This is a genomic window from Bacteroides congonensis (assembly GCF_900130125.1).
Taxonomy (GTDB): Bacteria; Bacteroidota; Bacteroidia; order Bacteroidales; family Bacteroidaceae; genus Bacteroides; species Bacteroides congonensis.
Genome location: NZ_FQXY01000011.1, coordinates 782,233 through 797,192, shown reverse-complemented (window position 1 = coordinate 797,192; position 14,960 = coordinate 782,233). Strand labels below are relative to the sequence as shown.

Here is a 14,960-nt window from a genome sequence, read left to right as displayed (position 1 = left end):
TTCTTTTTTCAAAAAGAAAGGCATCCCAAATCTAATTGAGATGCCCTATATTACATAAAATTACGTATCAGAGAATTATGCTTTCTTCAAAACAGCAATGCTTTCCTTCAAAGAGTTGATGATACTTTCAGCGTCCGCCTGTTTCTTACGCTCCATCTCAAGAACGGCTGCCGGGGCATTGTTTACAAACTTCTCATTGCTGAGTTTCTTCAATACGCCTTGCAGGAAACCTTCCTTGTGTTTCAGCTCGGCTTCCATACGGGCGATTTCTGCTTCTACATCAATCATATTGCCCAGAGGCACAGCAAACTCAGTGGTGCCGACCATGAAAGAAGCGGCTCCTTCTGCTTTGTTTTCAACCACTTCAACAGAAGAGAGGTTACACATCTTGATGATAACCGGATTCATCTTCTCTACCGGATGACTGCCTACTACCTGCAACTCAAGCTGCTCCTTCATTGCGATATTTTTCTGCAAACGGATGCTGCGGACATTACTGATAATTTCTTTGGCAACTTCAAATTCCTGCAGGAATTTCTCATTTACGTCGCACGTCTCACTCATCTGAGTAACCATCAGACTTGCACCCGGTTCGCGCTCACGTAGTTGTTGCCACAGTTCTTCCGTGATAAACGGCATGAAAGGGTGCAGCAATTCAAGCAGACGTTCAAAGCAATCAAGAACCATCATATAAATAAATCCGTTGACAGGCTGACCATATGCCGGTTTCACAATCTCCAGCAACCAGGAAGAGAATTCGTCCCAGAACAGTTTGTAGACCAACATCAACGCTTCACTCAAACGATATTTTGAGAACAAGTCGGCTACTTCAACCGAAGCCGCGTCCAGTCGTTGGTCGAACCATTGGACAGCCAAATGAGCATCGGCAGGAATCTCAATAGTACCGCCGGCATTCGTCCATCCTTTAATCAGACGGAAAGCATTCCATATCTTGTTGCAGAAATTACGTCCCTGCTCGCAAAGCGCATCGTCGAAAAGGATATCGTTTCCGGCAGGAGCCGAAAGCATCATACCCATACGCACACCATCGGCACCGTATTTCTCAATCAGTTCCAACGGGTCGGGAGAGTTACCGAGCGACTTGGACATCTTGCGTCCCTGCTTGTCGCGAACGATACCTGTAAAGTAAACGTTCTTAAACGGCATCTGTCCTTCGTATTCATAACCTGCCATAATCATGCGGGCTACCCAGAAGAAGATAATATCCGGGCCTGTCACAAGGTCGCTTGTCGGATAATAGTATTTTATTTCTTCGTTGCCCGGGTTGTTTATTCCGTCGAACAGGGAGATAGGCCACAGCCAGGAAGAGAACCAGGTATCCAGACAGTCTTCATCCTGACGGAGATCGTCCATTGTCAAAGCTGCGTTACCTGTCTTTTCTTTCGCTTTCTCCAAAGCCTCTTCGGGAGTTACAGCTACTACATAACCGCCTTCGGGCAGGAAGTAAGCGGGAATACGATGTCCCCACCACAACTGGCGGCTGATACACCAGTCTTTGATGTTCTCCATCCAGTGACGGTAAGTATTCTTATATTTTGCCGGATAGAACTTCAGTTCGTCGTTCATTACAGGCGGCAGTGCCATATCTGCAAAATGCTCCATTTTGAGGAACCACTGCATGGACAGTTTCGGTTCGATCACTACATTCGTACGTTCCGAATATCCTACCTTGTTTGTATAGGCTTCCGTCTTTTCCAACAAGCCAGCAGCTTCAAGATCTTTTTCGATTTGCTTGCGGACATCGAAACGATCCATTCCGATATACATGCCGGCAGCTTCGCTCAATGTACCGTTATCATTGAAGATGTCGATACTAGGCAGATTGTACTTTTCGCCCAACATATAGTCGTTTACATCATGAGCCGGAGTCACTTTCAGGCAACCTGTACCAAACTCAATATCTACATAATCATCTTCAATCACAGGTATTGCGCGGTTTACCAACGGAACGATTACTTTCTTTCCTTTCAGCCATGCATTCTTCGGGTCGTTCGGGTTGATACACATTGCCGTGTCACCCATGATTGTTTCGGGACGGGTGGTTGCCACTACTGCATATCGGCCTTCCGCATCACCTTCCACTTTGTAACGGAGATAATACAGTTTTCCGTGCTCTTCCTTGTAGATTACTTCTTCGTCAGAAAGAGCGGTCAATGCTTTCGGATCCCAGTTCACCATGCGGACACCGCGATAGATCAATCCTTTATTGAACAGGTCTACAAATACTTTGAGTACACTTTCACTACGTTTCTCGTCCATAGTGAATGCTGTACGATCCCAGTCGCAGGATGCACCGAGTTTGCGGAGTTGCTTCAGAATGATGCCACCGTGCTCGTCCGTCCAGTCCCAGGCATGTTTCAGAAATTCGTCGCGGGTCAGGTCGGTCTTCTTGATGCCTTGGGCAGCAAGTTTATTTACGACTTTCGCTTCAGTGGCGATGGAAGCATGGTCAGTCCCCGGCACCCAGCAGGCATTCTTGCCTTCCATACGGGCACGGCGAACCAAAATATCCTGGATGGTATTATTAAGCATGTGTCCCATGTGCAACACACCAGTGACGTTCGGGGGCGGAATGACGATGGTGTAAGGTTCACGACCATCGGGTTTCGAACTGAATAAATGATTGTCCAGCCAATACTGGTACCACTTTCCCTCCACGTCAGCGGGATTGTACTTACTTGCTAATTCCATATTGTTTTATATATGATAGATTGTATATTCAAAAATAACGGGTGCAAAATTAATAATTTTAATTCAAATCTTGCCACCCTCCGGCTGATTCTGTGCGCGGAAAGAGAATTTATATCCTTCGTAAACGGCGAATCCGTAGAATAATGCTGTCATAGATGCCACATTTTCCAGCATGATAGTAAATATCTCGCCATAATCCACTCCTGTCAAGGCTTCCCAAAATGACACTTCATAATCCCTGGAAATATACCCGATAATAGAGAAGAAATCTCCCAGCACACAACTAATCAGAGCCAATGCAGCACCCAAGATTCCAAAGATTGGACGTATCCCCTTTCCCTGGCGCATGGCAAAACCCACAAAGAATCCGATAGCGATGGCCATATATCCAATTTGATAACCGGTAGATACCGATATCAATCCCCATGCCACTGCCCCTATAAGAGCCGCAGCAACTCCGCACATCAAACCTTTAGGCAGATTCTCTTCGGCAAGCAGCTCTTCTCTTGTCATATATACCGGAAAATCTTCCGGCTTTGGGGGAGCCCACTTTTCCAGTTCTTCGTCGTTTTCGAAGTTCTCGCATTCTTCTTCAAAATCGGGAAGTTCCCTAGTCCGATTACAAACTAATCCCTTTTCATTCACGAAATCGCGCGACAGGCAATTCCGGCAATATTTTTCAATTTCTTCTGTTGTAGCCATCTTTTATCCGGTTTATGCTGAATAATTTTCTCTATCAGATTGATTATAAAGTCTGTATTAACAGATTTTTTGCAAATATAGAGGTATTTTTTCGCGTAACGTCTATTAAATGCATATTTTTGTTGACCAAAATCCGAATGAATGATGAAACGGCGGTTGAAAAACAGACATATAGTATTGGGAGTATTGCTGCTTTTAGTGTGGATGACACAGTTGATTCCCGCTTTGGCAACCGTATATTCCCGTACGGTCTATCCCCTTATTTCTTATGCATTATCGGGCATCTCCAATTTATTCCCTTTTGCGGTAGGAGATCTTTTTATTTTCGTTAGTATCACAGGGGTTATTGTTTATCCTTTTTACGGTCGTTTCCGTAAGATATTGCCTTGGAAGAGAGTTTTATTACACGACGGAGAATACCTGTTATGGGTCTATGTGTGGTTCTATCTTGCCTGGGGACTCAATTATTCTCAAAAGAACTTTTATCAGCGGACTGAAATTCCTTATACGGCCTATACACCGGAGAATTTCAAAGGGTTCGTGAATGATTATATCACGCAACTCAATCGTTCCTACACTCCGGTCAACAGCATCAATCAGGATTTAGTGTGTGAAGAAACCGTACGAATCTATAATCAGTTGAGCGACAGTCTCGGTGTGCACCGCCCGCCACACGAATTCCCCAAAGTTAAGACCATGCTGTTTACCCCGTTTATCTCAATGGTGGGCGTGACCGGTAGCATGGGGCCTTTCTTCTGTGAGTTTACTTTAAACGGGGATTTACTTCCTCCCAATTATCCGGCTACTTATGCTCACGAACTGGCGCATCTGTTGGGTATCACAAGTGAAGCGGAAGCCAATTTCTATGCTTATCAAGTCTGTACCCGTTCCAAAGCGATGAGGATTCGTTTCTCCGGTTATTTCTCGGTGCTCGGCCATGTACTACGGAATGCGCAAAGCCTGCTTTCAGAAGAAGAATACACACAACTTTTCAGCCGTATCCGACCGGAAATCATTGAACTGGCAAAAGAGAATCAAGCGTATTGGGCAGCCAAATACAGTCCGGTGGTGGGAGCTGTACAGGATTGGATATATGATCTTTATCTGAAAGGAAATAAGATAGAGAGCGGTCGGCAGAACTATTCGGAAGTAGTGGGGCTGCTGATTTCTTATCGAGAATGGAAAAACAAATAAATTTAGATTGTGCCTTTCCGAGCACTCTTGCCTGACGGTACAGACTGGTCGATAAGATCTTGTTTTCTCACTTTCGCCTGATGACAGCGGATTTTATCTCACCCGTCTCTTTGTCTATATATTTAATGTGTGCTTCTTTGTCGGGCAATTGCAACAGATTGGTTGTCGTCGCCTTGTATAAATCCACTTTGTCATATTTCTTGCCTTCAATCTCAACAATCCGCTCACCTCCTTTCAGAGGAGACTCTTCGGTATTCCACACCATTCCTACAGTCAGATAATTATCTATGACAGTGATGACTGCATCCCATTCTTTCTGATACATGTCCGGTATCTCACCCGAAACCGATGGTATGTAATAAAACATCCCTTTGCGATAATTGATAACGATGTCGCCATGATTTAACAATCCGGAACCGATTCGGGAATCCATCGCATAGGTAGTAATGGTAGTGACATTTCGAAAAGAATGATTTCCTATTGAAAAGTGAGGTATTTTCAGGCGATATTTGACGGAAGCCTTCTCGACTCCGGATACTCCCAACGACAGTATTCCCACACCTTTTCCCAGTTGCTCGAACGAATTCGTTTTTTTTTCGCTCAGACGCCGATGGCTTGTGGCCGACATGGCATAGAAGGAAGACGCACCGCTGTCGAACATGACAGTGTCTTGCTCATTGTCGGCAAAGCGTACGGGGATACGTACAAGATAAGGGTCTTTCACCAATGGAATGGCGTAAAGAGAATCTATTCCCAATCCCTTCTCCGAGCTAGTCAAAGTAAAGGTGTGATTGCTTCCGTCCAGCTTGACGATTCCCATCTTCATGAGATTATATCCTATAATTCCGTCTATCTTAAAGTTCTCTACCATATTGCCTTTTTCGAGACAGATAGCTTGCAGACGACTGAAAGTAAATCCGTTCAACTTCAGCGATTCCAATTCTGCCACACGGGTAGTCAGTAAATGGCCGTTAGAATCTTGCACCTGTACTGAGTCGAAAGGAACAATCCCGGCACGTTGCATAAAAGAATAAGTAAGAGAACACGGGGCACCCGTATCAACAAGGAAACGACCTTGATGCCCATTCACCTCTGCGTTGATTGTTATTTTCCCATTTTCCATCACATAAGGGAGCGTCACACGATATTGTGCAAAGAGAGAGAGCTGGGCAAATAATGCCAGCTCTCCTATAAATGCTATCAGGAAACTCTTCATAACTAAAGTTCTTTAGTGTTTTCTATATTTTGTCGTATACAATACGGGTTACTGTTTAATCACTTCCGAAGCAATCTTCAATAAATTGTCTGCATTTTGTGCACCTGCGATTTTCTTGACAATGTTTCCGTCGCCATCCATGAACAGCAAAGTGGGATAAGAGGCCACCGGATGCTTTTTATTAAACTCTATGCCGTCTTTTTGTTCCATGTCCAGTTTCACGTTGATGAAGTTCTTGTTATAGACAGCCCCTACAGCTTCCTGTACAAACACCTGGTTGGACATTCTCTTGCACGGGCCGCACCAAATAGTGTAGCAGTCGACAAACAGGAGTTTACCTTCTTTCTTGGCCTTCGCCATTGCTTCTGCGAAGCTACCTTTCTCGAAAATGATTCCATTAGGATGTTCCAATTTGTAGATGAATGCTTTCAATTGCTTCACGATTCCCGAGTCATCTTTCTGTGCTTCTATGCAGGCGTTCAGATAGTTGATTATCTTTCCTTTGGTTTCGCCCGACATATCGGGTAATTCCAGCGACGTGTCGATATACAGTTTGCTGACTCCTAATTGGCTGGCATTTTTGGTAAGGTAATCCAGCATTTCATCATATTTCCGTTCTCCACGCAGATGGATGATAGGGTAAACCCGGCAAACGTTGCAGGTATCCGAAAGACCTGCTTTCTGAATGTCATTATTCAGTTCGATTACCTTCATTTTATCATAAGGAGTTTTTCCCATTGCATAGTTCATGACATCCCAATAGTATAGGCCTTCGATAAGTGAGTTGACTTTCTTCGCTCCGTTGGCTTTAACAAATTCTTCTTTATGAGCAATCAGATAGGCGAAGTTCTCACTCTCTCTACTGCTGATAGTAGAGCTGAAAGCCACCCAGTTCTCCTTGCGGGAATACTCCCTCGGCTTCAGCATAAGGATGTATTCCTTGTTGATTTCCATGAATTTCTTGTTCTCGTTGGCCAATTCGAGCACGGTGAGGTAATTAAGCATCTCTTTCTTTCCCCGTTTTCCGCTTTGATAGATTTTTTCGGCTCCCGGCAGCGTAGTCTTCGGATTCAGAGCCAGCGACACAGCCGCTTTCATCTCCTCCTTCTCTCTTCCTCCCACGATGCGGAGAAGTACGTTGCCCTCGGAGTCGAGAACCAGAAAATGGGCAAAATACTGTACACCGTATTTCTTGGCAATATCCGTGTTCTCTCCCTGCGTGACATCGATAAATAGGTTGACAAAGTGTTTGTCCATATAATCGCAGAACTCACGGTCAGAAAACACCGCTTTGTTCATCAGATGACAAGGCATCGCCCAGTCGGCAAAACAGTTGAAGAATATAGGCTTATTCAATTCACGCGCTTTTTTGAAAGCTTCCTCCATGGTGTATACATAGTTCATCTTAACGTCCGCCTTGACAGCATCGCCATATACGCTTTCGGCTTGTTGTGCACGGCTGTTGTTAAAAGGGCATATCATCAGAAGGATGACAGCCATAAAAATATTTCCGAAATTCAGTTTCATAAGTGACTATTTTTAATCTATTGATATTTAAAATTTAATTTATTGATAATTAAAGACAAAGATGCTTCCTTATTGAACATCTTTCACGCAACGCACACTGTACAGCACATCGCGCATTCCTGTACTAATCCGGCTGCTGCCTCTCCATATCTTGTCGGAGTAAAATGCCGACATACGGAATACGGCTATCTCGGTAGAGTCGTTCTCCTGATATTTGGTTGACGACCAATAGTATCCGTTTTCTCCTTTGTTGAGGTACTTCTCTTCGTTGAATTCGACGTATACATTGGCTCCTCCTCTTTGCAGGTTGAGCCCGCTCTCTCCGTTTTCGTTCATCAGTGTTGCCACTCCTTTTCCTCGCCATGCGTCAAATTGTTCTGCTTCGGCAGGATTCATGCCCAATGTCATTTCCAGCTTCAGCCAGTCTTCGTCGCTGGGCAGTCGCCAACCTTCGGGCACAGCCACCAAGGCAGCATCGTAGGAATAAAGCATTCCGTATTTCTCCGAGTAACGGTCGTTTTCCTCTTCGGTTTCTTGGAAGAGTTGTTGACCATACTCAAATTGGAATTCAAATGTATTCTTTATTCTTTCCTCTTCGGTTTCTTTGAAGTCTCCTACTTTTCTTTCGACCGCCTGGGCAAAAAGAGGCTCTACTTCCGGGTTCACTCCGAGAGCACCGGCCTTCAACATACCGATAATATCGCTTTGTCCCATACCATAATATGTTATAAACATAGGGATATATTGGACAAATAATCCACCTGCACCCGACCAACCGTTGTGTTGCGGATCGTTGGCGACCTCCGTAACAATTGTAATAAACTGCTCGTCGGTAGGCGTCACTTCAGGTTCGACTTTAATTCTATCCAAATCCGGATGTGCTTCGCCCCAAGTAAAGCATCCTTTGAATGAGTTGCACGGTACTTGATAACACAGATTTCGAGTCATCCATATTTGATTGCCAATCCGGACACACGGATACACCTTTTGGTCACGCGGATCTGTAAAATCTTCGACAGGAGTAACTAAGCTACTATCGAACTTTACGATGGGTTGTTCATCATCGTCACTACATGACATAGCTATGCCGAACAGGGTACATGATAACAATATAAATAGTAATTTCTTCATCGTTTTACTTCTTTTTAAAGTTCTACATTCAGGTCGATGGTGATATAGTCGTAGAGTATGTTGAATTTCGTCATGACGAGTGGAGAGGCTCCGTATCGTTCGGCGAATCTATCTTTACCCAAAGCCACAATGGCCAAAACAAAATATCCCAAGTCTTCCTTCGCATTCTGAGGAGACATCACCCCACCGCCACTCCATCCGCGGATGAAACCATAGCGTCCGATATCTTGCAAGTATAGTTTACGATCGGCATCTACTTCTTCCTTAGTTGCCAGATTGTACTTCTCGACGTATTCCATGAATGTGTATTCCTTCTTATCCCACTTGTTATAAAATAGTACATAAGGAGCTTCCTCGTACAAGTTGTTTACATTCATACCGTATTTTCTAGTACAACTCATAACATCTGTACAATCGAGCTCCGTTCCCCAAATCTTATAATACGCTTGTAGCTTTCCGGATACCGCTCCAAATTGATCTACTATTGTTTCGTTTCCGGATATTTTCTGTATAAGCATATTACCTATGACGGCTTGTGAAGTATTCATGATTTCATCGGGGTCGGTGATATCTGCAATACCGAACAAAACAAGTGTACGTAACCCCACATAATAATTGTCCGGTATAACCAGCGAGGTTGATGTGGATGTCAGGTTATCGGCAAGTATGATACTGAAGGGACGCATCGACCTGCTGCACAGTTGAAGATACTGCTCAGCAAAATTCAATGCATTCAGTTTGTCTTCTTCAGTTTGAAGGTAATCATATTTATACTTTATAGAAGTGGTATACGAGTCGAACCCCCAATTCAGATCAAGCGTTTCGTATCGTTTCACCGGATTTCCGTACCAGTCTGTACCGATTTCCTTGACGCTGATGGTGTCATTGAAATATACAGGTACTTGGTATGTTTGATATATCTGATACCGTTTATGCTGTACGGGGTCATTGGGGTCATCCTCAATAGTGTACACGTTTTCCAAAACGGTCTGTTTGTCTATTGCATCTTCCTTCGAGCAAGATGTCACACAAACAAGGGCGATTAATAAAATAATAACGTGTTTCATATCTTTTGTCATTTAATATAATGATACTTTATTCTTACTCAGTTTTTTTATCTTCATCTTCATTTTCGAGCGGTTCCCGTTTGTTGCGCGGATTGTCGGGCATGGGCACCTTATCAAATTCTATCACTTTCCGTGGGAGGCTGAAGGTGTACGCCGGGTCTCCTGCCGGAAGCAGGTAGTATTCGGTTGTAGCGAAAGAGAAGTTATCGTTGTAAACTGCATACGCATGAATGATGTTGCGCGAATAAGGATACTGTTCGCATACGGCATACCTGCGCAGGTCGAACCAGCGTTTTCCTTCAAAGCAGAGCTCTTTCCGACGTTCATTGCGTATTTCCTGTACCAATTGTTCACCACTGTATGTCTGGGGTGCATACGATGTGATACGCTGAGAACGTAATGTGTTCAGTGTTGAATTGGCTTTGTCTGCCTTGGTGGGTTGCATGGCACAGGCTTCCGCGTAATTCAGATACGCCTCGGCCATACGCAACATGAGGGCATCCGATATATGGCTGTACTCTATTCCCCTTTCATATTTCTTGTAGAGCCCGATACTGTCGTTTTGAGGCTCCACAGTATTTCGTCTTTTCGCAAAGAAGGTCGTTTTACGCACGTCGTTGTCGTCGAACATGGAATAGAGCTCGTTTGTCACGCAATAGTCACCGTATTGTCCTGTCACCGACCAATCGGAGCGGCAACAGATCGGATTGGAACCTTGCGAGAAGATGATCTCAGGATTAGTAGTGGTCAAAAAGGGAGTTTCATTACTGAAGTTGGAAGTCGGTGCTAAGGAGAAAAGTCGACTATTCATCACCTTTTCGGCTTCAATTTCTGCATTCGGCCAGTCTTGCATAAAAAGATAGACACGGCTCAGCAGTAGCGAAGCAGCCTCCCAACTGGCACGATGCAGTAGGTGATGGTTTTTCTGCGGACTTTCCGTCAACAGGCGGGTAGACTCTTTCAAGTCGGAAACGATTTGTTCATAAATGCGTTTCACGCTTTCGCGCTCAAATTGCCGATCGGCATCCTTGTCGTATTCCACGTGGGCACTGAGCTTCAAGGGCACGCACAACTTGGATGCGCAGGTTGACGGGCTGTATGCATCTCCATACAGATTGGCAAGGACAAAATAGAATTGTCCGCGAAGGAAGAAGGCCTCTCCTTTCACCCGTAGGTAGTCAGCATAGTCTTGATCCGTTTTGTGAGGCAACGACTCTATTTCATCCAAAATGATGTTGACGATGCTGATTCGGCGATACATGTCGTTCCATGTAGCATTGTCGTTGCTATAGTTTTTGGCCTGATAGTTGTATCGTACGTCTTGTTGCCACGCATAGTATCCATACATTGAGTTGACTGCATAGTTATAATAAGGGTGACCTATTCTGCCTGTAAGGCTCGTCCCTACGGTGTTGATATCGTCATCCAGCAGGTTGAAAAACTGGCATGACTGGTTGTTCATACCATATTCCATTTTGTTGCTCTGCATATAGACGTCTCCAATCAGGAGTTCGTCCAGTTGCTGCACGTTTTTAGGGATTACCATGTCTTGCGAATACTCGCTGAGAAAATCGCTGCATCCGCAGAAAGTAGCCGTCAATAGACAGGCCTTTATGATATTTGCTGCTTTTTGTTTCAGTTTCATGATTGTTCTTCTTTTTTAATGATTAGAATGATACCTGTACTCCCATGGTGTATGACGGACGTATGGAAAGAGCGGTTGTGGCAGAGAATCCACTCTGGCTCGGGTCTTGTCCGTCCAGCTCTTTCGAACAGATGGTAAATACGTTGTTGGTAGAGAAATTGATGCTGGCCGTCTTGAACGGAGTCTTCTGTAACATCTTCGGTGTAAAGCGGTAGCGTAATGTCAGTGACGAAAGTCTGAAATAGCTGCCTGATACCACCCGGATGTTCGAGTAGTCGTACATACTCCAAAGGTTATTGGCATACTTGGGGATGTTCGAGAGACTTCCTCCTTGCGCACTGTAATGGTTGATATAATTGGAATATTGGGGATCGGACGGACTAATCAGTGACGGATAGACTGTTTTGTACTCGTCGCCCGGGACGCGCCATCTGTTGATAAACTCTTTGCGTACGTTGTTTTCAGAAGAGACTCCCTTCATGATGTCCGAATAAAGGGCGAACTTGCGAATCTTGTTTCCCAAGTTGTAGGTAAAGTTGGTACTGAGCGAAAGTTGCTTCCACGTCAGCGTGCTATATAGTGAACCGTTGAATTTCGGTTCACGTGTTCCACTCTTTACAAGTACTGTTTTTACGATGTCTTCCAAGCTCTTGTTTTCCAACAGGTGGCGGCGGTCACTATAATCGTCGAACACCGGCACACCATTAATAGGGTTCAATCCGAGGAACTCGTAAGAATAAAATGTGCCAATGGATTCACCGCCCACAATGGCCGTTCCGTTCAGATAGTCGTCTATTTTATAATTGTTGATAACGTCGTTGTTTACTGTGTTCTTACGCAGAGAATAGTTTGTCGACAGGTACCACTGCCAATCCTCATTGCGGATGGGATAACCGGAGAGGTAAATACTGAATCCCTTGTTAGTGATGTTTCCACCGTTCATGACATATGCGGACAGACCGTTGACGGTAGACACCGGCACAGTAGTAAATGCGTCCTTAGTCTTCTTGTAATAGATGTCAGAGCCTATTGTCAAGCGGTTTTGGAAGAATGACAGGTCGAATCCCAAGTTGTACTCGTCGGTTTGTTCCCAGCGTAGGTTGGGATTTGGATATGCGTAAACCTTTGCATAGTTCTCACCGAAATAGTAGTTCGTACTTCCTTGTCGGAGAAGCAAGTTCGGTGTTTGTCCGTCTACCATATTACCTGTTTTACCATATGAGAAGCGGAGACGCATTTCATCGGCTGCTTCAAACTCCTTGCACAAAGTCTCTTTAATATTGAACATCCCTGAAACAGACCAAATCGGAAGGAACTTTTCGTTGCTGCGACTTCCGAATTTGTTGGAGGCGTCGAAACGTCCGTTCATGTTGACGGTGAAATAGTTGTCGTAGCTATATGTCATTGTAAGGTATCCGCTTATCTTGTTTGTCTTCGTTGATTGTACGGTGCGATGGGGTTGTATAGTCCATTGAGCATAATCGGGGTATTGAAGTATTTCTTCCAACGTCATTTCTTCAAGATATTTCATACCTCTGTCTTTAAAGTATCCGCGTGTCTGATCGGTGAAGCCTTTGTTTTTGTATGTACTGACTTCGTATCCCAAGCTGGCACTCAACAGATGTTTTTGGTTGGCTCCCACTCCTTGGTGATAATTAGCTTGTGCGCGGAATGTGATGTTATCGGTGATGTTGTTACTTGTATTCAAGACTCCTCCGTATGGCAAGGCACACTTACCGTCGTCACCTTTCAGCGGAGTGTCTTCCAATTCCCCGTTCTTCAGATGTGCCACGTAGTTTGTCTTTTCGCCATACCATGTCTCCGTGGTACTTGCGCTGCGTTGATAGGACATGGTCATGGTTGCGTCCAAAATCTGTTCGTAACGGTATTGCAAGTCCAGTGCTGTAATGAGCTGGTTGGAATCGTACGTCTGCGACATATTGTTCATCTCGTTGATGATGTTGTAATTGTATTTATAGGAGGAGTCTTCCTTACGATCCATGTTGTAGGCATGACGCTTGTAATAGTAGAGTGAACCGTCGGGGTTGTAGCAAGGTAGTGCACGAGTGGTGTTGTAGGCATATCCCAAGGCATCGATTTCGCTGGGCAGATAGTTCTTCTTCGCGATGTTTCCGTTCATGCGGAAGTTGACTTGGAATGACTTGTTGATGGTGCTTTGCAGATTCAACGTTCCTGTGTAGCGGTCGTTATATTGGGTGCGTACCACGGCATCTTCGCTAGTGTATCCCAAAGAGGCGTAGTATCGTGTACTTTTGTTACCGCCTGATACGCTTAAAGTGTGATTGTGGGTCAATGCATCATGTGCCAGAATTTTGAACCAGTCGGTATTGACATTCTCAAACCAGCGCACCTGGTTTTGAAATTCGTCGAAGGTGGTATTTCCTTTGATGTAGTCATAGTAGGCACCTTCATAACCCACCATGCTCATGTTGGAAGGGAATGCATAGTGAAGGTCGCACAAATCCTTGCCGAACTGTATGCGTTCTTGCGAGTTCATCAGGTTGATGTTGTGGTCGGTGTAGCGGGGGCGTGCAATGATCTTCAATTCTGCCGAATAATTGATGCTGGGTGCTCCGATATGTCCTTTTTTAGTGGTGATGACAATGACTCCATTGGCAGCTCTTGTACCATACAGGGCGGTGGCAGCGGCATCTTTCAGAACATCAATACGTTCAATGTCCTGCGGGTTGATTCCCGAAATGGCATTACCGATATAGTTAATGTAGTCGGGATCGTTGAGTTGTTCTGTAGTCACGTCTACCGGATCCGTAAGAGGAATTCCATCTAATACCCACAGCGGTTCGCGGTTACCCACCAAAGTTGATGTCCCGCGGATACGCATACGGGCTGTAGCACCTACTTCACCCGAGTTTGCCATGAATATCATGTCAGGTACTCGTCCTTCAAGTGCTTGTTCGATCGAAGTCATACCAGGCATCAGGATATCATCCATCTTCAATGATGTAATGGCACTCGTATTTTTGCGTGCATCGATGTTACCGTATCCGGTGATTACCACTTCATTGATTTCGTTGGATGAGGCTTGCAGCACTAACTTGATGTTCAGTTTCTGGGGATTTATCGCCAAACGTTCTTTCTTGAATCCGATAAAACTTGCCTGGATGAAGCATTTCTCCTTTTCAATAATGGGACGGGGAACGTAAACAGTGAAGTTTCCATCTATATCAGTCGAACTTCCCCATTGCTGTGACTCGTGAGTGACGGTCACCGTTGCACCGGGCAAAGGGTCATCCAGTTCATCGTGTACACTTCCGGTGATGGCACAGAGGTTTTTCCTCTTACGGGCTTCGGTTGACGTAGGGTCTAAAAATATGGTTATGAATTCACCTCTTTCTTTGAAAAGCAGAGGAGTGCCTTCGAGAGTCTGCCGCAAGGCATCTTGTACATCCTTTGCACGCACGGAAGCGTTCGCTTTGTAAGGCGATATGTCTTCGTGGCTAAAACTGATCTTCTGATTGTAGGTCTGCGCTATCTTTTTTAGAGCAGAAGGCATGGGTTCATTCTGAAAATCAAAGGAGATTTTCTTGTCCTGTGCCCATATCTGCTGTAGCGTACATAATAGCAGCATGAACATCAAAGCGAACTTCATCTTTTTCATAACTTTTATTGATTTAACGTATTATAGAAAATCTTTAATATTCTATATGTATATCGTAAAATCAACACCGATGGGTGACAACTAGAAAAAGAAAAGTTACTTTTTAGGTGCTTTTTGTTTTAAAAT

Annotated in this window: 9 protein-coding genes; 1 reads left to right on the top strand and 8 read right to left on the bottom strand. The window is 44.5% G+C overall.

The annotated features are described in order from the left end of the window. Window positions 1-75: 75 nt before the first annotated feature. Window positions 76-2,712 carry a valine--tRNA ligase gene (locus tag BQ7997_RS20485; protein WP_073347847.1) on the bottom strand — a complete coding sequence of 879 codons (2,637 nt, stop codon included), beginning with the start codon at window positions 2,710-2,712 and terminating at the stop codon, window positions 76-78. A gap of 63 nt (window positions 2,713-2,775) precedes the next feature. Further along, on the bottom strand, window positions 2,776-3,414 hold the full coding sequence (locus BQ7997_RS20480) for a hypothetical protein (RefSeq protein ID WP_073347846.1): 639 nt from the start codon (window positions 3,412-3,414) through the stop codon (window positions 2,776-2,778). 141 nt (window positions 3,415-3,555) lie between these two features. On the opposite strand from BQ7997_RS20480, the gene BQ7997_RS20470 reads away from it, so the two are divergent. Next, window positions 3,556-4,608, top strand: coding sequence for a DUF3810 domain-containing protein (locus BQ7997_RS20470; RefSeq protein ID WP_073347845.1), 1,053 nt, complete (start codon window positions 3,556-3,558; stop codon window positions 4,606-4,608). A 67-nt stretch (window positions 4,609-4,675) separates the two neighbouring features. On the opposite strand, the gene BQ7997_RS20465 is transcribed toward BQ7997_RS20470, so the two are convergent. From BQ7997_RS20465 to BQ7997_RS20440, 6 genes are all read right to left on the bottom strand, one after another. Continuing rightward, window positions 4,676-5,824, bottom strand: coding sequence for a retropepsin-like aspartic protease (locus BQ7997_RS20465; protein ID WP_073347844.1), 1,149 nt, complete (start codon window positions 5,822-5,824; stop codon window positions 4,676-4,678). A 48-nt stretch (window positions 5,825-5,872) separates the two neighbouring features. After that, entirely contained in the window at window positions 5,873-7,351 is a 1,479-nt protein-coding gene (locus BQ7997_RS20460; protein ID WP_073347843.1) for a thioredoxin family protein, read from the bottom strand. A 69-nt stretch (window positions 7,352-7,420) separates the two neighbouring features. Beyond that, window positions 7,421-8,482: a fibrobacter succinogenes major paralogous domain-containing protein gene (locus tag BQ7997_RS20455; protein ID WP_073347842.1), complete on the bottom strand. Its 1,062-nt coding sequence runs from the start codon at window positions 8,480-8,482 to the stop codon at window positions 7,421-7,423. A 14-nt stretch (window positions 8,483-8,496) separates the two neighbouring features. Then, the gene (locus BQ7997_RS20450) at window positions 8,497-9,549 is read right to left on the bottom strand and encodes a hypothetical protein (protein ID WP_139260938.1); all 1,053 of its coding nucleotides are present in this window, start codon (window positions 9,547-9,549) and stop codon (window positions 8,497-8,499) included. Window positions 9,550-9,583: 34 nt separating this feature from the next. Next, a complete protein-coding gene (locus tag BQ7997_RS20445; protein WP_073347840.1) occupies window positions 9,584-11,194 on the bottom strand; it encodes a RagB/SusD family nutrient uptake outer membrane protein in 1,611 nt (536 codons plus the stop codon). A gap of 22 nt (window positions 11,195-11,216) precedes the next feature. Further along, the gene (locus tag BQ7997_RS20440; protein ID WP_073347839.1) at window positions 11,217-14,834 is read right to left on the bottom strand and encodes a SusC/RagA family TonB-linked outer membrane protein; all 3,618 of its coding nucleotides are present in this window, start codon (window positions 14,832-14,834) and stop codon (window positions 11,217-11,219) included. Between the last annotated feature and the right edge of the window lie 126 nt (window positions 14,835-14,960).